This window comes from Pseudomonas sp. TH41, assembly GCF_016650695.1.
Classification (GTDB): domain Bacteria; phylum Pseudomonadota; class Gammaproteobacteria; order Pseudomonadales; family Pseudomonadaceae; genus Aquipseudomonas.
This window is the reverse complement of sequence record NZ_JAEKFH010000003.1, coordinates 2160832-2184386: the sequence shown is the minus strand read 5'-3', so window position 1 is coordinate 2184386 and position 23555 is coordinate 2160832. Positions and strand designations below refer to the sequence as shown.

Sequence of the window (23555 nt, the reverse complement as noted above, 5' to 3'; positions counted from 1 at the left end):
GTAAATTCTGAGTGCGCAGGTTATCTGAAACACCGCGAGGTATGATTTTACGACTGCTTCGCAGCCGGACGCAGCCTCGCAGGCTCGGCAGCTGCTACAGGTCGAGTACCAAAGGCTGCGACCCCTGCGCCGGAATCGCACAACAAATCAGGACATATCCGTCGTCCGGCACGTCCGCTGGAGGCTGTGGATAATTCACCTGGCCGCTGATCAAGCGAGTCTTGCAGGTTCCGCAGGAACCGCCGCGACAACTGAATTCCGGGCGCAATCCACGGCTTTCCGCCAACTCCAGCAAACTGCCGCCGTCGGGTTGCCAGCGAGCTTCTTTGGCCGAGCGCTCGAATACAACCGGCACTGAACTAGTTGCGGCCGGGGGCTGCTCGATTACCACCGCATCGGGATCAGGCTGCCGATGCAAGGTTGATGGCCCGAAGGTTTCGGCGTGAATCCGTGAATCACGGATGTCGAACTCCCGAAGGCTGTCGTACAGCCCTTGGGTAAAACTTCCCGGGCCACAGAGGACAAAATCCAGCTGGTCGTAGTCCTCGACTTCAAGAATGATCTTGAGCAATGCAGTGTCGATGCGTCCGGTCAGGTCGAAATCTTCGCCCTCCAGCACCCCGGGCTCCGGCTGACTAAGTAAACGCAGCACTCTCACTGCGCCACCGGCGCCCTCGATCAGGCGATCCAGTTCAGGACGGAATGCCTGGTCGGCCAGCGTGCGCGAACTCTGGAAAAACCAGGTAGGCCGAATGTACCGGGTGCGCAGGCCTTGATACACCACCTCTCGCACCATCGACAGCAGCGGCGTAATGCCTACACCCGCCGCCAACAACACCAGCGGTCGACGTTCATGCGGCGCCACGGTGAAGTGCCCTTGAGGCGCCCGGGCTTCCAATAAATCACCCACGCGAACCCGTTGATGCAGGTGCGAAGACACAAGCCCTTCACGCTTCACACTGATACGGAAAAAATCATCCGAGGGTGCGCTCGATAAACTGTAAGTGCGGATATGCACATCGCCGCCAATGTTGAACCGCAACGGCAAATGCTGCCCGGCCTGAAACACTGGCATCCCGGCACCATCGGCAGGCTCCAGATAGATCGAGCGGATGTTGTGGCTTTCCGCTTCGATGCGCACCACCCGCAGTGGCCGCCATTGATCGCCCAACGCTTTAGCTTGCAGCCGGGCGTTGGCCTGTTCCCAGGTTCCGGTGAGCAAACTGGTCGGTGACATGCCATCGAAGCGCCAACGCAAACCAAGGGCGGCGGGCCGACGCACCACGCGCTCTACCTCTAACGTCCACAAGCGCTCAGCCCCTTGAAACGCTTCGACTTGTGGGCCTTCAAGGATGACTTCGGTGCGACCGCTGAGGTGCAGCAGGTCGCCCGAATTGAAATCGATAAACAGCAAACCGGCCCGAGGATTGAGCAGCAGGTTGCCTAACGTGTTGAAGAACAGGTTGCCGGCAAAATCCGGAATGGTCAGGCGATTACCTTCTACCTGTACGAACCCGACTTGACCGCCACGGTGTGAAACGTCCACCGAACGCTGGCCATCGACGTCCACGTAACTGGCGACAAACAAGGTGTCGGCTCCGGCGATCATCGACCGGGCGGCATCATCCAATTCACTAAGGTGCTGCGTGAGGCGTGTCTCTGGATCCGCCAGTGGCACCGAGCGAAACTGGCGTAGCTGGATATATTGCGGGCAATTGCCGAAAGACTGCTCCACCGTCACGCCGAAACCGCTCGCCGTCAGAGCGCCTACTCGCCCGTTGAGGCGGTTACGGCGGCGCGTGTGCAGTTCGATTCCCAACAGACCGATCGCCGCTCCCTCCGTCAATTGCGCAGGGTCATCGGCGCCTGGCAGGCGATTGAATTGCAGCAAACCGGCCTCGGGCGATTGAGCAAAGCCTGGCGGCCCTTCAAGAATACTGGCCCATGGATTGCCATCCGCATCCACCGCGCCGTACAGGATGAACGGCAATTGCTCATAGAACTGGCGATGCTGGTCCGGCATTTCACGGCGAATGGCCCTACGACCGAGCACCTCCATGCGCTCGGCAACACCTACGTGTGCCTGCAGTTGTTTTTCGCCAGCGTGCCAAGGTGAATGGTCCATAACGGCGTCTCCCCTGCGCCATTCGCGCAGTGTGAACGGCCCGACGATATCGGGCCGTCAGCATCAGGCAGTTTTTTGCAGGCCGGCGACGGTACGCGGCATGCCGATAAACCCTGGCAAGGCTTCGATGCGCGCCAGCCACGCCCGAATATTGGCGTAGTCCTCAAGCGACACATTGCCTTCCGGCGCATGGGCGATGTAGCTGTAGGCCGCGACGTCGGCGATGGTCGGCTCGCTGCCGGTCAGATAAGCCGTATTGGCCAGTTCGTGATCGATCACCTTGAGCAAGGCGTGTGAATACGCAATCACTTCTTCAGCGTTATAAGGCCCCCCAAACACAGTGATCAGCCGTGCTCTGGCAGGGCCAAAGGCAATCGGACCCGCGGCGACCGACAACCAGCGTTGAACCTTGGCGGCACCCACCGGATCGGCTGGCAGCCAGCGACCGTTGCCGTATTTTTGCGCCAGATAAACCAAAATTGCGTTGGAATCCGCCAGCACTACGCCTTGATCATCAATAACCGGCACCTGACCAAAAGCATTGATCGCCAGGAATTCTGGCTGTTTGTGCTCGCCCTTGGCCAGATCGACGAAGATCAATTCGGTCGGCAGTTGCAGCAGCGACAACATAAGCTCCACACGATGGGAGTGACCGGAACGTGGGAAGTTGTAGAGTTTGATCGCTTGCATGGTCGACTCCGCTGAGTTGGGATGCTGTCAAAAGGTCACAGTACCGATAAGCGCCATGATCCACCCATCACCAAAACAACAGAATAACCAGCAAACGCAATCCATTATTTCAACCAGCGCAATAAACGTCAGCCTTGCAAATCCGGATGTTCCCGTAGCACCTTCACTGCAAAGTCTACAAAACTGCGAATCCGCGCCGCCGCCTTGCGCCCGCCCTGGTACACCACATGGATGGGCAATGGCGGCAGTTCGAAGTCAGCCAGGATGATCTCCAACTCGCCGGCCGCAACTTTGCTCGCCACCTGATAAGACAGGACCCGAGTGAATCCCAGCCCGAGGCACGCCGCAGTGATGGCCGCCTGATTTGCCGTCACCACCAGACGCGGTTCTGGTCGAACGCTCAGTGGCTCCCCCGCCTCCAGAAATGGCCAGGTTCTCAGCTGACCGATGGAAGACGTCGCAATAACCGGAGCCTGCGCCAGATCCTGCGGATGTCGAGGCCGCCCGTGGACCGCCAGAAATCCCGGCGACCCACAGACCACCCGTCGCACTTCACCGACATAAATCCCATGCTGATTGCTGTCAGGTAGCTCACCGATGCGCACCGCCACATCGATGCCCTCCTCGACCATGCTCACCACTCGGTCAACCAGCAAACCATTGATGCTGACTTCAGGGAATTGAGTCAGGTAATCCACCATCAATGGGGTGATAAACAGTTCACCGAACAACACCGGCGCGGTGATCGTCAGTTGCCCACGAGGATGAGCGTGGCTGCCTGCGGCCGAATCCTCCGCTTCCTGCACCTCAGAGAGAATCCGCCGACAGTCTTCGAGATAACGCTGGCCCGCTTCGCTCAAATGCACGCTGCGCGTCGTGCGCGTCAGCAGCAGTGTACCGATGCGCTTCTCGAGCGCTGCCACCGCTCGGGTGACGCTGGCCGCCGACATGCCCAAACGCCGCGCCGCCGCCGAGAAGCCCTGCTCTTGGGCGACGGCAGCGAACACCTGCATTTCCTGGAAACGGTCCATGGGCGTGCCCTCATTCAAAAATCAAAAGATCGCAGCCTCCGGCAGCTCTGTAGGAGCTGCCGAAGGCTGCGATCTCTTAGCGTTTACGCGACCTGTGGATAACTTATTCCACCGTCACCGACTTCGCCAGGTTGCGCGGTTGATCGACGTCGGTGCCTTTCAATACGGCCACGTAGTACGAGAGCAACTGCAGCGGAATGGTGTAGAGGATCGGCGACAGGATGTCGTGGATGTGCGGCATGTTCACAACATGCGTGCCTTCGCCATTGGTCATGCCGGCCTGCTCGTCGGCGAAGACGATCAGCTCGCCGCCACGGGCGCGGACTTCCTGGAGGTTGGACTTCAGCTTCTCCAGCAGCTCGTTGTTCGGCGCCACAGTTACCACCGGCATGTCGTTATCCACAAGCGCCAACGGGCCGTGTTTCAGCTCGCCGGCCGGGTAGGCTTCGGCATGGATGTAGGAGATTTCCTTGAGCTTGAGTGCCCCTTCCATCGCCACCGGGAATTGCGCACCGCGACCGAGGAACAGGGTGTGGCTCTTCTCGGCGAACAGCTCGGCGATTTTCTCGACGGTGCCGTCCATCGCCAAGGCTTCACCCAGGCGGGTTGGCAGACGACGCAATTCTTCGACCAGGGTGGCTTCGACGCCTTTGGCCAATGTACCGCGAACTTGACCCAGGGACAGGGTCAACAACAGCAGGCCGACCAATTGAGTGGTGAAGGCTTTGGTCGAGGCCACGCCGATTTCACGACCCGCCTGTGTCAGCAGGGTCAGGTCGGATTCACGCACCAGCGAGCTGATGCCCACGTTGCAGATTGCCAGGCTGGCGAGGTAGCCCAACTCTTTAGCGTTGCGCAGCGCTGCCAGGGTGTCGGCGGTTTCGCCGGACTGGGAAATGGTCACGAACAAGGTATCAGCCTGCACGACGACTTTGCGGTAGCGGAATTCGCTGGCGACTTCGACCTGGCAAGGAATGCCGGCCAGTTCTTCGAGCCAGTAACGGGCAACCATGCCGGCGTGGTAACTGGTGCCGCAAGCAACGATCTGCACGTTACGCACTTTGGCAAACAGCTCGGCTGCCTGTGGACCGAAAGCCTGCACCAGCACGCCGTTCGGGCTCAGGCGACCTTCCAGGGTGCGTTGCACCACAGCGGGTTGCTCGTGGATCTCCTTAAGCATGAAGTGGCGGAATTCGCCCTTGTCCGCGGCTTCGGCACCGTCACGGTACTGCACCGCTTCGCGCTCGACCTGTTCGCCATTGACGTCCCAGATTTGAACGCTATCCCGGCGAATTTCGGCGATGTCACCTTCTTCAAGGTACATGAATCGGTCAGTGACCTGGCGCAGGGCCAACTGGTCGGAAGCGAGGAAATTTTCCCCCAGCCCCAGACCAATCACCAGAGGGCTGCCACTGCGTGCGGCAACCAGACGATCCGGTTGCTGAGCGCTGATCACGGCCAAGCCGTAAGCACCGTGCAATTCTTTAACGGTAGCCTTGAGGGCCACGGTCAAATCACGCAAGTCCTTGAGTTTGTGATCCAGAAGGTGGGCGATGACTTCCGTGTCGGTGTCCGAGGTGAACACATAACCCAAGGCGATCAGTTGTTCGCGCAGGGCTTCGTGGTTCTCGATGATGCCGTTGTGGACTACCGCCAGATCACCGGAAAAATGCGGGTGCGCGTTGCGCTCTGACGGGGCGCCGTGAGTGGCCCAACGGGTGTGGGCGATACCGAGGCGACCGGACAACGGCGCTGCGGCCAGCGCCTGTTCCAGCTCGCTGACTTTGCCTGGGCGACGCACGCGTTCAAGCGTTGCGTCGTTGCTGAGGATCGCCACGCCCGCGCTGTCATAACCACGGTATTCGAGCCGCTTCAGACCTTCGAGCAGGATGGCGGTGATGTTACGTTCTGCGACCGCTCCGACAATTCCACACATGCTATTTCTCCTGACTGATAGCCGCGCAAATCAATGTGATACCGCGGGCCTGAATCTGATCCCGTGCCTCGAGCGGCAGGCGATCATCGGTAATAAGGGTATGGACGCTGCTCCAAGGCAGCTCCAGGTTGGGAATCTTGCGGCCGATCTTGTCGGCCTCCACCATGACGATCACTTCGCGGGCGACTTCCGCCATGACCCGGCTCAGCCCCAGTAATTCGTTGAAGGTGGTAGTACCGCGCACCAGGTCGATGCCATCGGCGCCGATAAACAACTGATCAAAGTCGTAAGAGCGTAGTACCTGCTCGGCCACCTGCCCCTGAAAGGACTCGGAATGGGGGTCCCAGGTTCCGCCGGTCATCAACAGCACGGGCTCGTGTTCGAGTTCGATCAAGGCGTTGGCGACATTAAGGGAGTTGGTCATCACCACCAGACCCGGTTGTTGGCCAAGCTGCGGGATCATCGCTGCGGTGGTGCTGCCGCTGTCGATGATGATCCGCGCATGCTCACGAATCCGCGTGACGGCGGCGCGAGCGATGGCCTGCTTATATTTGGAGACCGGCTGACCGAGGTCGGCTACCAATTCCTGAGGCATGGTGATCGCCCCACCGTAACGACGCAGCAATAAGCCGTTGCTTTCCAACGCCGCAAGATCCTTTCGAATCGTAACTTCCGACGTTTCAAAGCGCTTGGCCAGCTCGTCCACACTGACTTCGCCCTGTTCATTGAGCAGGGCGAGGATGTTGTGACGACGCTGAGGTGTGTTGCGTTTTGACATGAGCACGTAAGTTTCGATTCGAAAGATAACGGAAGCAATCAAAACCTATCGGCGAAACTTCGTCAAGCAGGAGGCGATAAAAAGAACTGTGGATAACTTTGTAGGGTGTAGGAGCGAGCTTGCTCGCGAAGGATGTGAACGATGACGCGTGTTGTCTGGAAAAATGCGTTATCGGTGAAATCCTTCGCGAGCAAGCTCGCTCCTACAGGGGGAGCTGTGGATAACTCAGGTCTTCTTAACTTTCGCCGGCCGTTTCCAGCCATCGATGTTCTTTTGACGCGCACGGCCCACGGCCAACTGTGCGTTATCCACATTCTGCGTAATGGTCGATCCCGCTGCGGTGGTTGCCCCACTAGAGATATCCACAGGCGCCACCAACGAGTTGTTGGAACCAATGAACACATCTTCACCCAGCACGGTTTTCCACTTATTGGCGCCATCGTAGTTACACGTGATGGTGCCAGCACCGATGTTGGTGCGTGCGCCGACCTCGGCATCGCCCAGGTAAGTCAGGTGGCCGGCCTTGGCCCCTTCGCCCAAATGAGCGTTTTTCAGCTCAACGAAGTTACCCACATGGGCGCGTGCCTCCAGCACCGTCCCCGGACGCAAACGCGCGAATGGACCGGCATCGCTGCCCTCACCGAGAACCGCGCCTTCGATGTGGCTGTTGGCCTTGATCACCACGCCTTTGCGCAGGGTGCTGTCCTTGATCACGCAGTTCGGACCGATCACCACGTCATCTTCGATAACCACCTTACCTTCGAGGATCACGTTGATATCAATCAGCACGTCGCGGCCGACGGTGACTTCACCCCGTACATCAAACCGAGCCGGGTCGCGCAGGGTCACGCCCTGAGCCATCAAACGACGGCCGGCGCGCAGTTGATAGTGACGCTCAAGCTCGGAAAGCTGCTGGCGGTCGTTGGCGCCTTGCACTTCCATGGCGTCGTGGGGTTGCTCGGTCGCTACCACCAGGCCATCGCTGACCGCCATGGCGATCACGTCGGTCAGGTAGTACTCGCCCTGGGCATTGTTATTGGAGAGTCGACTCATCCAGCCGGCCAGACCTTCGAAAGGCATCGCCAGAATACCGGTATTGCCCTCGGTGATTGCGCGCTCGGTTTCGTTGGCGTCTTTCTGCTCAACGATAGCGGTCACCTTGCCGGAGGCGTCACGGACGATGCGGCCGTAGCCGGTCGGGTCGTCCAGCTCGACAGTCAGCAGCCCCAATTGCTGTGGCGCCACTTTCTTCAGTAGACGTTGCAGCGTTTCAACTTCAATCAGTGGCACGTCACCGTAGAGAATCAGCACGGTATCGGATTTGATGAACGGTACGGCCTGAGCCACCGCATGACCGGTGCCCAGCTGTTTGTCCTGCAGGACGAAATTCAGATCATCAGCCGCCAGACGCTCACGCACCGTATCCGCACCATGACCGATCACCACGTGTATGCGCTGTGGATCAAGTTGGCGGGCGCTGTGGATAACATGGCCGAGCATCGAGTTGCCGGCAATCGGGTGCAAGACCTTGGGCAATGCCGAACGCATGCGAGTGCCTTGGCCAGCAGCGAGGATAACGATTTCTAGAGACATGACTGGCTACCAATCCTGGGTGGTCAGCAACTGCGACCGGGTTATGAAAGTCGGAAAAGAAAAAAGGGTAGCCGAGGCTACCCTTTTTAATCAATCGCACAACAAGTCGATGACGGATTAACCGCCGAACTTCTTGCGGATCTGCTGGACGGTGCGCAGCTGAGCTGTCGCCTCGGCCAGACGTGCGGCAGCAGAACCGTAATCGAATTCTGCGCCACGTTCATGCAAGGCCTTCTCGGCAGCCTTAACGGCTTCCTGAGCGGAGGCTTCATCCAGGTCGGCGGCACGTTGCACAGTGTCGGCAAGAACCTTGACCATGTTCGGCTGAACCTCGAGGAAACCACCGGAGATGTAAAACACCTCGGTTTCCCCGCCCTGCTTGATCAGGCGGATAGGACCTGGCTTGAGATTCGTGATCAGCGGCGCGTGACCCAGGGCGATACCAAGATCACCCAGTGCACCGTGCGCAATCACCATCTCGACCAGGCCGGAAAAGATTTCCCCTTCCGCGCTGACGATATCGCAATGGACTGTCATAGCCATCTGATTGCCTCAACCTAAATTAGCGCCCGTTGCCGGGCGCCGGGATTACAGTTTCTTGGCTTTCTCGATCGCTTCTTCGATGCCGCCGACCATGTAGAACGCTTGTTCTGGCAGGTGGTCGTAGTCACCGTTGAGGATGCCTTTGAAGCCAGCAATGGTGTCTTTCAGGGAAACGTATTTACCCGAAGCACCGGTGAAGACTTCAGCCACGAAGAACGGTTGCGACAAGAAGCGCTGGATCTTACGAGCACGGTTTACCAACTGCTTGTCGGCTTCCGACAGCTCGTCCATACCCAGGATCGCAATGATGTCCTTCAGTTCTTTGTAACGCTGCAGAACATACTGTACGCCGCGAGCGGTGTCGTAGTGGTCCTGACCGATCACGTTCGGGTCCAGCTGGCGCGAAGTCGAGTCGAGTGGATCGACCGCTGGGTAGATACCCAGGGAGGCGATGTCACGGGACAGAACGACGGTGGCGTCCAAGTGGGCAAAGGTGGTCGCTGGCGACGGGTCAGTCAAGTCATCCGCAGGTACGTATACCGCTTGGATCGAGGTGATCGAACCGTTTTTGGTCGAAGTGATACGCTCTTGCAGAGTACCCATCTCTTCGGCCAGGGTCGGCTGGTAACCTACTGCGGAAGGCATACGGCCCAGCAGTGCGGATACTTCAGTACCGGCCAGGGTGTAACGATAGATGTTGTCGACGAACAGCAGAACGTCGTTACCTTCGTCACGGAACTTCTCGGCCATGGTCAGGCCAGTCAGAGCTACGCGCAGACGGTTACCCGGCGGCTCGTTCATCTGACCGTAAACCAGTGCCACTTTGTCCAGAACGTTGGAGTCCTTCATCTCGTGGTAGAAGTCGTTACCCTCACGAGTACGCTCACCCACACCGGCGAACACAGAATAACCGCTGTGCTCGATGGCGATGTTACGGATCAGTTCCATCATGTTTACGGTTTTGCCTACACCGGCACCACCGAACAGACCGACTTTACCGCCCTTGGCGAACGGGCAAACCAGGTCGATAACCTTGATGCCGGTTTCCAGCAGGTCGTTGCCGCCAGCTTGTTCAGCGAAGGTTGGCGCAGGACGGTGAATGCCCCAGCGCTCTTCGGTGTCAATCGGGCCAGCTTCGTCGATCGGGTTACCCAGCACGTCCATGATCCGGCCCAGAGTCGCTTTACCGACCGGTACGGAGATGGCTGCGCCAGAGTCGGTGACTTCCAGACCGCGCTTCAAGCCTTCGGTGGAACCCATCGCAATGGTACGAACCACGCCGTCGCCCAGCTGTTGCTGAACTTCCAGAGTGGTTTCGGCCGCGCTTACAACTTTAAGCGCGTTGTAGATGCTCGGTACGCTGTCGCGTGGAAATTCCACGTCGATAACGGCGCCGATGATTTGAACGATACGTCCGCTACTCATAGCTGGATCCTCTGAATATTTGAACCGTTAAACCGCGGCAGCGCCGCCGACGATTTCCGAGATCTCTTGGGTGATCGCAGCCTGACGCGCCTTGTTGTAGATCAGCTGCAAATCGCTGATCAAATCACCGGCGTTGTCGGTAGCGTTCTTCATCGCGATCATCCGCGCAGCTTGTTCGGCCGCGTTGTTCTCGACCACCGCCTGGTAGACCTGCGACTCCACGTAACGGACCATCAAGCCGTCAAGCAGCTCTTTGGCATCCGGTTCATAGAGATAGTCCCAGTGGTGCTTGAGTTCTTGATCCGGGGTTGCCACCAGTGGAATCAATTGCTCCACAGTTGGCTGTTGCGTCATGGTGTTGATGAACTTGTTGGACACAACGCTCAGACGGTCGATACGGCCGTCCAGGTAGGCATCCAGCATCACCTTGACGCTGCCAATCAGATCATTGATCGATGGCTCTTCACCCAGGTGGCTGATAGCTGCTACGACGTTACCGCCGAAGTTGCGGAAGAAAGCCGCACCCTTGCTACCCACTACACACAGATCGATCTCGACGCCGTTTTCACGGTTTTTCGCCATGTCCTTGACCAAGGCCTTGAACAGGTTGGTGTTCAAGCCACCACACAGACCACGGTCACTGCTCACCACAACGTAACCGACGCGCTTGATTTCACGCTCGATCATGAATGGATGGCGATATTCCGGGTTAGCGTTGGCCAAATGACCAATAACCTGGCGGATGCGCTCCGCATAAGGACGGCTAGCAGCCATGCGCATTTGTGCCTTGCGCATTTTACTGACCGCCACTTTTTCCATGGCGCTGGTAATCTTTTGCGTGCTTTTGATGCTCGCAATCTTACTGCGAATCTCTTTTGCGCCTGCCATGTAACACCTATCAGGTTAGCAAGCGGGAGCCTTGCGGCTCCCGCTGCGGCTTACCAGGTTTGGGTGGCCTTGAACTTCTCGATACCGGCTTTCATGCCAGCGTCGATTTCGTCATTGAAGTCACCCTTCACGTTGATCTTCGCCATCAAATCGGCGTGATCGCGGTTGAAGAAAGCAATCAGCGCTTGTTCGAAGCTGCCGATCTTGGCGATTTCAACGTCAGTCAGGAACCCACGCTCAGCGGCATACAGCGACAGCGCCATGTCAGCGATCGACATTGGTGCGTATTGCTTCTGCTTCATCAGCTCGGTAACGCGCTGACCATGCTCAAGTTGCTTACGGGTCGCTTCGTCCAGGTCAGAAGCGAACTGGGCGAATGCCGCCAGTTCACGGTACTGAGCCAGAGCGGTACGGATACCACCGGAGAGCTTCTTGATGATCTTGGTCTGAGCGGCACCACCCACACGGGATACCGAAACACCGGCGTTCACAGCAGGACGGATCCCGGAGTTGAACATGGCCGATTCCAGGAAGATCTGACCGTCGGTGATGGAAATCACGTTGGTCGGAACGAACGCGGAAACGTCGCCAGCCTGGGTTTCGATGATCGGCAGTGCGGTCAGGGAACCGGTTTTGCCGGTCACTGCGCCGTTGGTGAACTTCTCTACATATTCTTCCGAAACGCGGGATGCGCGCTCCAGCAGACGGGAGTGGAGATAGAACACGTCGCCTGGGTAAGCTTCACGGCCTGGTGGACGGCGCAGCAGCAGGGAAATCTGGCGGTAAGCCACTGCTTGCTTGGACAGATCGTCATAAACGATCAGCGCGTCTTCACCGCGGTCGCGGAAGAATTCACCCATGGTGCAACCGGAGTACGGTGCCAGGAATTGCAGTGCTGCAGATTCCGAAGCGCTCGCAGCCACGACGATGGTGTTAGCCAGTGCGCCGTTTTCTTCCAGCTTGCGAACAACGTTGGCGATGGTCGATTGTTTCTGACCGATCGCTACGTAGACGCAGAAAATGCCGCTGTCTTTCTGGTTGATGATCGCGTCGATCGCCAGAGCGGTTTTACCGATCTGACGGTCACCGATGATCAGCTCACGCTGGCCACGGCCGACTGGGATCATGGCATCGACAGCCTTGTAGCCAGTCTGTACAGGCTGGTCTACCGACTTACGCCAGATCACGCCTGGAGCAACTTTCTCGACCGCATCGGTCTCGGTGTTGTTCAGCGGACCTTTGCCGTCAACTGGGTTACCCAGTGCGTCGACTACGCGACCCAGCAGTTCCTTACCAACCGGAACTTCGAGGATGCGGCCAGTGCACTTGGCGCTCATGCCTTCAGCCAGAGACTGGTAGGAGCCCAATACAACAGCACCTACGGAGTCTTGCTCCAGGTTGAGAGCCATACCGAAGACGCCGCCCGGAAACTCGATCATCTCGCCGTACATGACGTCGGCCAGACCGTGAATCCGCACGATACCGTCAGACACGCTGACGACAGTGCCTTCGTTACGGGCTTGGGAGGTCACATCGAGCTTGTCGATGCGGCCCTTGATAATTTCACTTATTTCGGAAGGATTGAGTTGCTGCATTGCTCTGCTGCCCCTTCAAACTCAAGATTTCAATGCTTCGGCAAGATTCGCGAGTTTGCCGCGAATCGAGCCATCGATTACCAGGTCGCCGGCGCGAATGATGACACCACCAATAAGGGCGGCATCCTCCGCAACTTGCAGGCGCACTTCCCGGTTGAGTCGTGCACTGAGAACCTTGGCGAGTTTGTCTTGCTGTTCTTGGTTCAATGCAAAAGCACTGGTGACTTCAACATCTACCGACTTCTCTTGTTCGGCCTTGTACAGGTCAAACAGAGCGGCGATCTCCGGCAACAGCGGGAGACGGTCGTTTTCGGCAACGACGTTAATGAAGTTCTGTGCCTTGGCATCAAACTTGTCGCCGCACACGTCAATAAACGTGGCGGCCTTGTTTGCGCTCGTCAGTCGCGGGGCCTTGAGCACGCGCTGCATAGTGTCGTCTTGCGACACTGCTGCAGCCAGGCCGAGCATGGCTGACCAAGAGGCCAGTTGCTGGTGGGCCTGGGCGTGCTCGAAGGCTGCCTTAGCGTAAGGTCGGGCCAACGTGGTCAATTCTGCCATGATCGCCCTCGCTTAAATTTCAGCAGCCAGTTTGTTTACCAGCTCCGCGTGCGCGTTTTGATCGATTGTGGCACCCAGGATCTTCTCGGCGCCGCCAACGGCCAGAGCACCCAATTGGGCACGCAGCGCGTCTTTGACACTGTTCAGTTCCTGCTCGATCTCGGCCTGAGCCTGAACCTTCACACGGTCAGCGTCGATACGGGCTTTTTCAACAGCCTCATCAACGATCTGGTTACCGCGTTTCTTGGCTTGCTCAATGATTTCAGCTGCCTGAGCCTTAGCTTCGCGCAGTTGTTGACCCGCTTTATCTTGGGCCAACTCCAGGTCGCGAGCTGCTCGGGCGGCAGCGTCCAGTCCATCCGCGATCTTCTTCTGACGTTCGTGCAAAGCCGCGATGACCGGAGGCCACACGAACTTCATGCAAAACAGTACAAAAATGAAGAACGCAACGGACTGGCCAATCAGGGTTGCATTAATGTTCACGCCAACACCTCGCTCGTTCGTTGCACATCACACCAATTACTCGACGGTTCGAGTAATTAGCCAGCGAGTTGACCAACGAATGGGTTCGCGAAAGTGAAGAACAGAGCGATACCAACACCGATCATGGTTACGGCGTCGAGCAGACCGGCAACGATGAACATTTTAACTTGCAGCATTGGAACCATTTCTGGTTGACGCGCTGCGCCTTCCAGGAACTTGCCACCCAACAGGCCGAAACCAATTGCGGTACCCAGTGCGCCCAGGCCGATCAACAGTGCAACAGCGATAGCGGTTAGACCAACTACAGTTTCCATCTTTCCTCCCGACTTTTACGTCGTATGGTTTAGGTTTTTTAGATTTTAAAGCGGTAAAACAAATCGTTTCATAGCCCTGTTCGGGCACCCACTCGTTTGACCGAGTGGGACATCAGACTAGTCGAGACTGGTCTTAATGGTTCTCTTCGTGCGCCATCGACAGGTAAACGATGGTCAGCATCATGAAGATAAACGCCTGCAGGGTGATGATCAGGATGTGGAACACAGCCCACGCCCACTGCAGAACTACGCCCAGGCCGCCAAGCCAGAGCAGACCGCTGCCGAACATCACAGCAATCAGAATGAAGACCAGCTCGCCGGCGTACATGTTGCCGAACAGACGCAGAGCCAGGGAGATCGGCTTGGCGATCAGTGTCACGAACTCCAGCAGGAAGTTCACCGGGATCAGCAAAGCCTGAAGGAAAATGTTCTTGCTGCCGAACGGGTGCAAGGTCAATTCGCCGATGAAGCCGCCGATGCCCTTGATCTTGATGCTGTAGAAAATGATCAGCGCGAACACCGAGAAGGCCATGGCCAGCGTAGCGTTCGGGTCGGTGGTCGATACGGCACGGAACGGGATCTCGTGGTTGCCGGAAATGGCCGCGGCCAGTTGCGGGATCCAGTCGACCGGTACCAGGTCGATGGCGTTCATCATGAACACCCAGACGAAGATGGTCAGCGCCAGTGGTGCAACCACCGGGCTACGGCCATGGAAGCTGTCTTTCACGCTGCCATCGACGAATTCGACCAATACTTCAACGAAGTTCTGCAAAGCACCAGGTACGCCGGTAGTCGCCTTCTTCGCCGCCATGCGGAAAAGGAGAACGAAAATCAGGCCCAACGCGACCGACCAGCCGAGGGTATCGACGTGGAAAGCCCAGAAGCCCATTGCTTTGGCCTCTGCTGCGGTGTGGGCAAAGCCCCAGCCGCCGTTAGGTAGCTGACCGAAGGTCAGGTTCATCAAGTGGTGCTGGATATAGCCCGAAGCGGATTCTGCTGCCATGGTTGCCTCAAACGCCCTAAGGTCTCGAAAGTCTTGTTCTCATCAGCAGGGGCGCGAACCAGCTGACCAGTTGGGTCAACACGAAGACGCCGAATACAGCTAAGGGCGCCAATGGCTTCACACCTGCAAACGTCAATGCAAAGAGCACTGCCGTCAAAATCAGTTTGCCCGCCTCGCCGGCATAAAAAGACCGGACGATGGCTTGAGCTGCTCGGGCGCCGGAAAACCGAAATGCCCTGTGAGCGAAATAAACATTGGGCAGCAAGGCTATCAGGCCTCCGCAAAGTCCTGAGTACCCGGCTACGACTCCACGCCATTGCCAGAGCGCCAAAGCGGCAATCAGCAAAACGACAAATTGAGCCATTAACACCGGAAAAACTGCCAGGCGATGGAACGGCAAGCGGTTTGGCGTGCGGCTGTCCATCACTATTGCTCCCCAATGATCGGCTGCCAGAATTCAATAACTTGGCATAATTTGTGCCGACAAAATGCGCGCAGAGTATAGGGGCGGATCTGCCCCTATTCAACTGTCAGGTAGTGATTTCCACCTGCACGCTACATGAGGAAATGTTTCAACGAATGTGTGCAAGTACACCCTGAAGCTCATCGAGGGAGTTGTACCCAATCACCAACTGCCCTTTCCCCTTTTTACCGTGGCGGATCTGCACCGCAGAGCCTAAACGCTCAGCCAGACGCTGCTCGAGTCGGGCGATATCCGGGTCCGGCTTTACCGGTTCAGCAGGTTCTTGTTTGCCACTCAACCACTGGCGAACCAGTGCTTCAGTCTGGCGCACCGTCAGCCCCCGTGCGACAACATGTCGCGCCCCTTCAACCTGTTGATTTTCCGGCAAACCAAGCAAAGCACGCGCATGACCCATTTCCAGGTCACCGTGGGACAACATGGTTTTGATGACTTCCGGCAACGCGATCAAGCGTAGCAGGTTGGCCACGGTCACGCGGGATTTGCCCACCGCTTCAGCCACTTGTTGCTGAGTCAGCTGGAATTCCTGCTGCAATCGCTGCAGCGCCACCGCTTCTTCAATCGGATTCAGGTCTTCGCGCTGGATGTTCTCGATCAGCGCCATGGCGATCGCGGTTTCATCCGGTACATCGCGAACCATTGCCGGGATTGTTTCCTGGCCAGCCTGCTGGCTGGCGCGCCAGCGACGTTCGCCAGCGATGATTTCGAAGCGACCGCTGCCGATCGGACGAACCACGATCGGCTGCATCACCCCCTGGGCCTTGATCGACTGCGCCAGCTCTTCCAGCGCTTGAGGATCCATGTCCCGGCGTGGCTGGTACTTGCCGCGCTGGATCAAGTCCAGGGGCAGGTGTTGCAGTTCACGCTGATCGGCTTGTACGGCTTGCTCTTCCAGCGAGCTGACAGTCGGACCGCTCAGCAGTGCATCCAGTCCACGTCCGAGACCTCGTTTCTTGACGGCCATGGGGATTCCTTAAGTTGCCTGAGCAGCGGCGGTGCGTGAATTTTTGCGTTGACGGCGAACCATCTCGCCGGCCAAGGCCAAATAGGCAATGGCGCCCCGCGATGATTTGTCGTACGCCAGCGCCGGCATGCCATAGCTGGGTGCTTCAGCCAGGCGAATGTTGCGCGGAATCACGGTGTCGTAAAGCTGCTCGCCGAAGTGTTCCTTGAGCTGGGCCGACACATCGTTCATCAGGCTCAGTCGCGGGTCATACATCGTCCGCAACAGGCCTTCGACTTTCAGGTTCGGGTTCAGCAGTTCGGCGATGCGCTTGATGTTATCCACAAGGTCGCTCAAACCTTCGAGCGCGAAGTACTCGCACTGCATGGGGATAATTACCCCATCAGCGGCGACCAATGCGTTCAACGTCAGCATCGACAGCGACGGCGGGCAGTCGATCAAAATGTAATCGTAGTTTTCACGGATCGGCGCCAACGCACTGCGCAGACGGCTTTCCTTCATCTGCATTTCCAGCAGAACCACTTCGGCCGCGGTCAGGTCACGGTTGGCCGGCAACAGCTGGTAACCACCGTGTTCGGAGAAGTGCATGGCCTGGGCCAGATCGCATTCGCCGATCAGCAAGTCGTAAACCGAATTTTCCAGACCGTGTTTATCCACACCGCTACCCATGGTGGCGTTGCCCTGTGGATCGAGATCGATCAACAGCACCCGACGCTTGGTAGCGACCAGGGAAGCTGCGAGGTTGATGCAGGTGGTGGTTTTACCCACACCACCTTTTTGGTTCGCAATCGCGAATACCTTAGCCATTCTTGCTTGTGTTCCCAATCATGCCGTGCGGCGCAGTATCAGCAGATGGCGTTGGCCTTGGCAACCAGGTACGGCCAGGGCGTGTTCGCTATCGAGGTGGAAGTCTGTCGGCAATGCTACCAGCTCATCGGCGGGATGAACGCCCTTCATTGCCAGCCAGCGTGTATCGGCGTCGCCGAGGTGGCGAGTCCAGTTACTGAAGTTCTCCATGCTGCTGAACGCCCGGGAAATAATCCCGTTGAATGGCTGTGCAGGCTGGAAGGCTTCGACGCGGCTGTGGATAACTTGCAGGTTATCCAGTTTGAGTTCGAGTTTGACCTGGGTCAGGAAGCGGGTTTTCTTGCCGTTGCTGTCCAGGCAGGTCACTTGGGACTCTGGAAACAGGATCGCCAATGGAATACCGGGCATGCCGCCGCCACTGCCGACGTCCAGCCAACGGCCATTCTCGACGAACGACATCACACTCAAACTATCGAGCAAGTGACGGGACACCATTTCGTCGGGATCGCGCACGGCGGTCAGGTTGTAAGCCTTGTTCCATTTTATCAACAGGGCCAGATAACCCAGCAGCTGCGCGTGCTGGGCGTCTGTCAGTGTGACACCCAGCTGGCGAGCACCTGTGGATAACTCTTGTGCGTGTTGCGAGGTGACCAACGAACTCAAGCGCTTTGCTCCAACTGACGGCCCGCGCCGCGTTTTTTCAAATGAATCATCAACAGCGAAATCGCTGCCGGAGTAACGCCCGGAATGCGTGACGCCTGGCCCAGAGTCTCTGGACGGGTCGCACCGAGCTTGCTCTGGATCTCTTTGGAGAGACCGGAAATATTCGTGTAATCGATATCCACAGGTAGTTTTGTGTCTTCGCTGGCGCGCAGACGGGCAATTTCATCCTGTTGGCGATCGATGTAACCCGCATATTTGGTCTTGATTTCGACCTGTTCGGCGACTTGTGGATCTTCTGCGCCCCCACCGGTCACGGAGATCAGACCAGCGTAGTCGATTTCCGGACGGCTCAGCAGGTTGAGCAAATTGTATTCGTGGGTCAGTGGCGTGCCGAATTTCTCGGAAATTGCATCGCCCTGCTCGGTACCCGGGCGAACCCAGGTACTTTTCAGGCGTTGCTCTTCCAGATCAATACTTTCGCGTTTCTTGCAGAAGGCCGCCCAACGCGCGTCATCGACCAGACCCAATTCGCGACCTTTTTCGGTCAAGCGCAGGTCGGCGTTGTCTTCGCGCAGGATCAAGCGGTATTCGGCACGGGAGGTGAACATCCGGTACGGCTCTTGTGTACCGAGCGTAATCAGGTCGTCGACCAACACGCCGATATACGCTTCATCGCGGCGTGGACACCAGGCATCTTTGCCCTGTGCGCGCAGTGCCGCGTTGGCCCCGGCCAGCAAACCCTGGGCGCCGGCTTCTTCGTAACCGGTGGTGCCATTGATTTGTCCGGCGAAAAACAGACCGCCAATCACTTTGGTTTCCAGGCTGTACTTCAGGTCACGCGGGTCGAAATAGTCGTATTCGATGGCGTAGCCCGGACGAACGATGTGTGCGTTTTCCATGCCGCGGATCGATTGCACGATCTGCAATTGCACATCGAACGGCAAGGATGTGGATATCCCGTTCGGGTACAGCTCATGGGTGGTCAAGCCTTCCGGCTCGATGAAGACCTGATGGCTTTCCTTGTCGGCAAAGCGGTGGATCTTGTCCTCGATCGATGGGCAATAACGCGGGCCGATACCTTCGATCAACCCGGCGTCGGAATACATCGGCGAACGGTCGAGGTTCGCAGCGATGATTTCGTGGGTCCGGGCGTTGGTGTGGGTAATCCAGCAGCTCACCTGTTTCGGATGTTGCTCTTTGGACCCCATGAACGACATCACCGGGATCGGTGTGTCGCCGGCTTGCTCGGTCATCACCGAGAAATCCACAGATCGACCGTCAATACGCGGTGGTGTACCGGTTTTCAGACGACCGACACGCAATGGCAATTCACGTAGCCGGTGAGCCAGGGCGATCGATGGCGGATCACCGGCGCGACCACCGGAATAATTCTGCAGGCCGATGTGGATAAGTCCACCGAGGAAGGTTCCAGTGGTCAACACCACGGAATCCGCGAAAAAACGCAGGCCCATTTGGGTGACAACACCACGCACTTGTTCCTGCTCGACGATCAGGTCGTCAGCAGCCTGTTGAAATATCCACAGGTTCGGCTGGTTCTCCAATGCTTCGCGGACAGCGGCTTTGTACAAGACCCGATCTGCTTGAGCGCGGGTTGCACGCACGGCCGGGCCTTTGCGGCTGTTCAACACGCGAAACTGAATGCCGCCTTTGTCGGTAGCCATGGCCATTGCGCCACCCAGGGCGTCAATTTCTTTGACCAGGTGACTTTTGCCGATCCCACCAATGGCGGGGTTGCAGCTCATGGCGCCGAGGGTTTCCACGTTATGCGTCAGCAATAGGGTTTTTGCCCCCATACGTGCTGACGCCAGTGCTGCCTCGGTACCGGCATGACCGCCGCCGATGACGATCACTTCAAAACGGGAAGGGAAATCCACCACGCACCTCGTGCCTGCTTAAGTAGGTAATTCAGGAATAGTTTGAGCCCGGGTTTCTGGACCTGGTCGGCAAGTATAGGGACTTCGCCCTTCCTAAAGAACCCTTTGCACAAAATTTAACCAGCTGTGGAGAAGTCGGGGTTATAGAAATTAAAAAGAGAGAAATTTATTAAATCTTTGTTTTTATGTTTATTTCTACTGAGGCACATTTCTGTGGATAGATCTCTACAGGCCTTTATATTCGATATGTACAGAGATTCAAAACCCTGTGGTCATGTGCCAAGGAGGCCCTTGGATAACCGGTTTAAGCCTGTGGATGAAAGGGGTGGTTATCCACAGAGGCGGTTATCTTCAGTTTTGAGGCCCTGTTATCAACTGCCCTTAGTGGCAGTTATTCACAGGGCTTAATCCACAGAAAAGCAGTGGATGGGCAAATCCCGGGCATGGGAATTCCGCTCAAGCAGAAAAAATCTGCTCGGCAGTGGAAGAAAATTTAAGAGAAAAGAAGAAACAGACAGGCACGAACGTCAGTTAAGCGAACGCTGAGCCCTTGTAGGAGCAAGCTTGCTCGCGATGGAAGTAAACGATAACGCGTGTTTGCTGGATAAACGCGTCGCTCTCGACTCCATCGCGAGCAAGCTCGCTCCTACTTACCGATGCAGAAGCTGGAAAAAATCCGTCCAAGCAGGTCATCGGAGCTGAATGCCCCGGTGATTTCTCCCAACGCGTGTTGAGCCTGACGCAAATCTTCGGCCAGCAGCTCACCGGCACCGGCCAGGGTCAGCTGTGTACGGCCATGCTCGAGGGAGGCACTGGCATGACGTAGCGCCTCAAGGTGACGCCTGCGAGCGCTGAAGCTGCTTTCCGAGGTCTGTTCGTAGCCCATGCAGGCCTTGAGGTGATCGCGCAGCAATTCCAGTCCCTCGCCCGCCGACTTGGCGCTGAGGCTTATGGTGACGTGGCCGTCCTCGCTGACTTCCAGGGCAATCGCCTCACCGGTCAGGTCAGCCTTGTTACGGATCAGCGTAACTTTGGCTGGATCCGGACGGATCTCCAGGAATTCTGGCCACAATGCAAACGGATCAAGTGCTTCAGGCGCGGTGGCATCGACGACCAGCAGCACGCGATCAGCCTCGCCGATGGCTTTCAATGCCCGTTCCACACCGATTTTCTCGACCTGGTCATCGGTATCCCGCAGGCCTGCAGTGTCGACCACGTGCAACGGCATGCCATCGATGTGGATATGTTCGCGAAGAATATCCCGGGTGGTGCCGGCAATCTCGGTCACGATCGCCGCTTCTCGACCCGCCAGGGCGTTCAGCAAACTGGATTTACCAGCGTTGGGCCGGCCGGCGATCACCACCGTCATGCCGTCCCGCAACAAGGCACCCTGCCCGGCTTCTCGAAGCACGGTGGATAACTCGTCACGTACTTTGTCGAGCATGTTCAGCACGTGGCCATCGGCAAGGAAGTCGATTTCCTCTTCGGGAAAGTCGATCGCCGCTTCGACATAGATCCGCAAGCCAATCAGTTGCTCGGTGAGGTTATGCACACGTTCGGAAAATGCTCCTTGCAAGGAACGCAGGGCGTTTCGTGCAGCCTGTGCAGAACTCGCCTCGATCAAGTCAGCGATGGCTTCGGCCTGGGCCAGGTCGAGTTTGTCGTTGAGGAAGGCACGCTCGCTGAATTCACCCGGTCGGGCCAGACGGCAACCCAGTTCCAGGCAACGCTTGAGCAGCATATCCAGAACAATCGGGCCGCCATGGCCCTGGAGTTCCAGCACGTCTTCGCCGGTGAACGAGTTCGGACCCGGAAAATACAGCGCGAGACCTTGGTCCAGTACCTCATCGTTTTCACCGAGGAACGGGCCGTAGTGGGCAAATCGTGGCTTGAGTTCGCGACCGCTGAAGGCCTTGGCTGCAACGCTCGCGAGGGGTCCTGAAATACGGACAATGCCTACACCGCCGCGACCTTGAGCGGTGGCGACGGCAGCGATGGTTTCACGAGGAACGCTCATAAACCGGTATCCAGACAAAAGTGACAGATAGCAAAACGCCCCACTAGGGGGCGTTTTGAGTGGTTATCCACAGTGTAAATCAAGCGGCTGCTTTGGTAGCTCGTTCGATTTTACGGGTGATGTACCACTGTTGGGTGATGGACAGGCAGTTGTTCACTACCCAGTACAGCACCAGACCCGCCGGGAACCACAGGAAGAAGAAGGTGAAGATGATTGGCATCAGCTTCATCACCTTGGCCTGCATCGGATCCGGAGGAGTCGGGTTCAACTGCTGCTGGATAAACATGGTAGCGCCCATGATGATCGGCAGAATGAAGAACGGATCCTTGATCGACAGGTCAGTAATCCACAGCATGAATGGCGCCTGGCGCATTTCAACGCTTTCCAGCAGAACCCAGTACAGCGAAAGGAAAACCGGCATCTGCACGACGATTGGCAAGCAACCGCCCAGTGGATTGATCTTCTCTTTCTTGTACAGCTCCATCATGGATTGCGACATTTTCTGCCGGTCGTCGCCATGTTGCTCTTTCAGCGCGGCCAGTTTCGGTGCCACTGCACGCATGCGCGCCATGGATTTGTAGCTGGCAGCCGACAGCGGGAAGAAGATCCCTTTGATCAGCATGGTCAGGAAGATGATCGACCAACCCCAGTTACCGATCAACGCGTGGATGTGTTGCAGCAACCAGAAGATTGGCTGGGCAATGAACCACAGAATGCCGTAGTCGACGGTCAGTTCCAGACCTGGGGACAACTGTTTCAGCACAGCCTGGCTTTTCGGGCCGGCGTACAGAACAGCGCTGACTTCAGCTTTCGCACCCGGCGCAACAGTCAATGCTGGCCCGGTGTAACCGATGATGTAGTTGCCTTTGCTGTCTTTACGGGTCTGGACGACGTTGTTTTCGCCCTTCGCCGGAATCCACGCGGTCACGAAGTAGTGTTGCAACCAGGCAACCCAACCACCGTTAACGGTTTCTTTCAGCTGAGCCTTGTCCATGTCCTTCATCGACACTTTCTTGTACGGCTCGTTACTTGTCCACAGGGCGGCGCCCAGGTAAGTCGCGGTGCCGGTGGCAGTGCTGGAAGAAGGATCGGAGCTGGCGTCACGCTTCAATTGCGCAAACATCGCACCGGACCAAGGCTTGGCGCTTTCGTTGTCGACCAAGTAGGAAACGGTTACGTCATACAGCCCACGTTTCAGTGTGAAACGCTTGATGTAATTGACGCCGTCCTTGCTGAACTTCAGGTCCACAACCAATTGGTCCTGACCGTCAGCCAGTTGATAAATCTTCTTCTCCGCCGAGTAGACCGGACGACCGGCAGGACTTGCGTCCGGACCGTCGGTGCCGATCAAACCGCTCTGAGCCAAATAAGTCCGCTCGTTGCCGTTATCGAACAGCTGGAATGGAATCTCCGGATGGTCCTGGCGGCGTGGATACAGCGGCAGCGTCAACTGGGCAACATCGCCACCTTGTGGATCGATGGCCAGGTTGAGCACATCCGTTTTGATCTGGATGAGGTCTTTGCTTGCAGCTACTGGTGTTTCAGCAGGTGCAGGGGCATTGGTATCGCTTGCGGCGCGTGGAATGTCGTCACTGACAGAAGCATTATTGCCAGTCGCCGTGTCCGGTAGGCCCGGTGCGGTAGTACTGGAAGCAACATTCTGAGTCGGCAGGGCAGCCTGGCCATAGTCTTGGTTCCATTTAAGAACCATAACGTAGGACACGATTGCCAGGGCGACGATCAGGATCGTGCGTTTGATATCCATG

General features: G+C 57.2%; 21 protein-coding genes. All 21 read right to left on the bottom strand.

Annotated features, from left to right (window positions below):
- Positions 1-94: 94 nt before the first annotated feature.
- The 21 genes from JFU37_RS12595 to yidC all read right to left on the bottom strand — a co-directional run bounded on the left by JFU37_RS12595 (position 95) and on the right by yidC (position 23554).
- The gene (locus JFU37_RS12595) at positions 95-2125 is read right to left on the bottom strand and encodes a 2Fe-2S iron-sulfur cluster-binding protein (protein ID WP_201115598.1); all 2031 of its coding nucleotides are present in this window, start codon (positions 2123-2125) and stop codon (positions 95-97) included.
- A 63-nt stretch (positions 2126-2188) separates the two neighbouring features.
- The gene (locus JFU37_RS12590; protein WP_201115597.1) at positions 2189-2815 is read right to left on the bottom strand and encodes a glutathione S-transferase family protein; all 627 of its coding nucleotides are present in this window, start codon (positions 2813-2815) and stop codon (positions 2189-2191) included.
- 128 nt (positions 2816-2943) lie between these two features.
- Positions 2944-3846 (bottom strand): LysR family transcriptional regulator, encoded by a 903-nt coding sequence (locus tag JFU37_RS12585; RefSeq protein WP_201115596.1) that lies wholly within the window; start codon positions 3844-3846, stop codon positions 2944-2946.
- A gap of 103 nt (positions 3847-3949) precedes the next feature.
- Positions 3950-5782 (bottom strand): glutamine--fructose-6-phosphate transaminase (isomerizing), encoded by a 1833-nt coding sequence (gene glmS / locus JFU37_RS12580; protein WP_201115595.1) that lies wholly within the window; start codon positions 5780-5782, stop codon positions 3950-3952.
- A gap of 1 nt (position 5783) precedes the next feature.
- Positions 5784-6560 carry a DeoR/GlpR family DNA-binding transcription regulator gene (locus JFU37_RS12575; protein WP_201116481.1) on the bottom strand — a complete coding sequence of 259 codons (777 nt, stop codon included), beginning with the start codon at positions 6558-6560 and terminating at the stop codon, positions 5784-5786.
- A gap of 225 nt (positions 6561-6785) precedes the next feature.
- A complete protein-coding gene (glmU, locus tag JFU37_RS12570) occupies positions 6786-8153 on the bottom strand; it encodes a bifunctional UDP-N-acetylglucosamine diphosphorylase/glucosamine-1-phosphate N-acetyltransferase GlmU (RefSeq protein WP_201115594.1) in 1368 nt (455 codons plus the stop codon).
- Between the two features lie 117 nt (positions 8154-8270).
- Positions 8271-8696 (bottom strand): F0F1 ATP synthase subunit epsilon, encoded by a 426-nt coding sequence (locus JFU37_RS12565; RefSeq protein WP_201115593.1) that lies wholly within the window; start codon positions 8694-8696, stop codon positions 8271-8273.
- A gap of 45 nt (positions 8697-8741) precedes the next feature.
- Positions 8742-10121 (bottom strand): F0F1 ATP synthase subunit beta, encoded by a 1380-nt coding sequence (gene atpD / locus JFU37_RS12560; protein WP_008155715.1) that lies wholly within the window; start codon positions 10119-10121, stop codon positions 8742-8744.
- Between the two features lie 27 nt (positions 10122-10148).
- Positions 10149-11009 (bottom strand): F0F1 ATP synthase subunit gamma, encoded by an 861-nt coding sequence (gene atpG, locus JFU37_RS12555; protein WP_201115592.1) that lies wholly within the window; start codon positions 11007-11009, stop codon positions 10149-10151.
- Between the two features lie 50 nt (positions 11010-11059).
- Positions 11060-12604: a F0F1 ATP synthase subunit alpha gene (gene atpA, locus JFU37_RS12550; protein WP_008007884.1), complete on the bottom strand. Its 1545-nt coding sequence runs from the start codon at positions 12602-12604 to the stop codon at positions 11060-11062.
- Positions 12605-12625: 21 nt separating this feature from the next.
- Entirely contained in the window at positions 12626-13162 is a 537-nt protein-coding gene (locus tag JFU37_RS12545) for a F0F1 ATP synthase subunit delta (protein WP_027926211.1), read from the bottom strand.
- A gap of 12 nt (positions 13163-13174) precedes the next feature.
- On the bottom strand, positions 13175-13645 hold the full coding sequence (locus tag JFU37_RS12540; RefSeq protein WP_150657769.1) for a F0F1 ATP synthase subunit B: 471 nt from the start codon (positions 13643-13645) through the stop codon (positions 13175-13177).
- A gap of 56 nt (positions 13646-13701) precedes the next feature.
- On the bottom strand, positions 13702-13959 hold the full coding sequence (gene atpE / locus JFU37_RS12535; RefSeq protein ID WP_002555987.1) for a F0F1 ATP synthase subunit C: 258 nt from the start codon (positions 13957-13959) through the stop codon (positions 13702-13704).
- Positions 13960-14092: 133 nt separating this feature from the next.
- A complete protein-coding gene (atpB, locus tag JFU37_RS12530; protein WP_201115591.1) occupies positions 14093-14962 on the bottom strand; it encodes a F0F1 ATP synthase subunit A in 870 nt (289 codons plus the stop codon).
- A gap of 16 nt (positions 14963-14978) precedes the next feature.
- The gene (locus tag JFU37_RS12525) at positions 14979-15386 is read right to left on the bottom strand and encodes a F0F1 ATP synthase subunit I (RefSeq protein WP_157714412.1); all 408 of its coding nucleotides are present in this window, start codon (positions 15384-15386) and stop codon (positions 14979-14981) included.
- 148 nt (positions 15387-15534) lie between these two features.
- Positions 15535-16407, bottom strand: coding sequence for a ParB/RepB/Spo0J family partition protein (locus JFU37_RS12520; protein WP_008027541.1), 873 nt, complete (start codon positions 16405-16407; stop codon positions 15535-15537).
- 9 nt (positions 16408-16416) lie between these two features.
- Positions 16417-17214 (bottom strand): ParA family protein, encoded by a 798-nt coding sequence (locus JFU37_RS12515; RefSeq protein ID WP_007948095.1) that lies wholly within the window; start codon positions 17212-17214, stop codon positions 16417-16419.
- An 18-nt stretch (positions 17215-17232) separates the two neighbouring features.
- Complete coding sequence (rsmG, locus tag JFU37_RS12510; protein ID WP_201115590.1) at positions 17233-17877, bottom strand: 16S rRNA (guanine(527)-N(7))-methyltransferase RsmG; 645 nt, start codon at positions 17875-17877, stop codon at positions 17233-17235.
- Positions 17874-19772, bottom strand: coding sequence for a tRNA uridine-5-carboxymethylaminomethyl(34) synthesis enzyme MnmG (gene mnmG / locus JFU37_RS12505; RefSeq protein ID WP_201115589.1), 1899 nt, complete (start codon positions 19770-19772; stop codon positions 17874-17876). The genes rsmG and mnmG overlap by 4 nt, the downstream gene beginning before the upstream one ends.
- A gap of 646 nt (positions 19773-20418) precedes the next feature.
- Positions 20419-21789 carry a tRNA uridine-5-carboxymethylaminomethyl(34) synthesis GTPase MnmE gene (mnmE, locus tag JFU37_RS12500; RefSeq protein ID WP_201115588.1) on the bottom strand — a complete coding sequence of 457 codons (1371 nt, stop codon included), beginning with the start codon at positions 21787-21789 and terminating at the stop codon, positions 20419-20421.
- Positions 21790-21868: 79 nt separating this feature from the next.
- Positions 21869-23554, bottom strand: a complete 1686-nt coding sequence (gene yidC, locus JFU37_RS12495) for a membrane protein insertase YidC (RefSeq protein WP_201115587.1) — start codon at positions 23552-23554, stop codon at positions 21869-21871.
- Position 23555 lies beyond the last annotated feature (1 nt).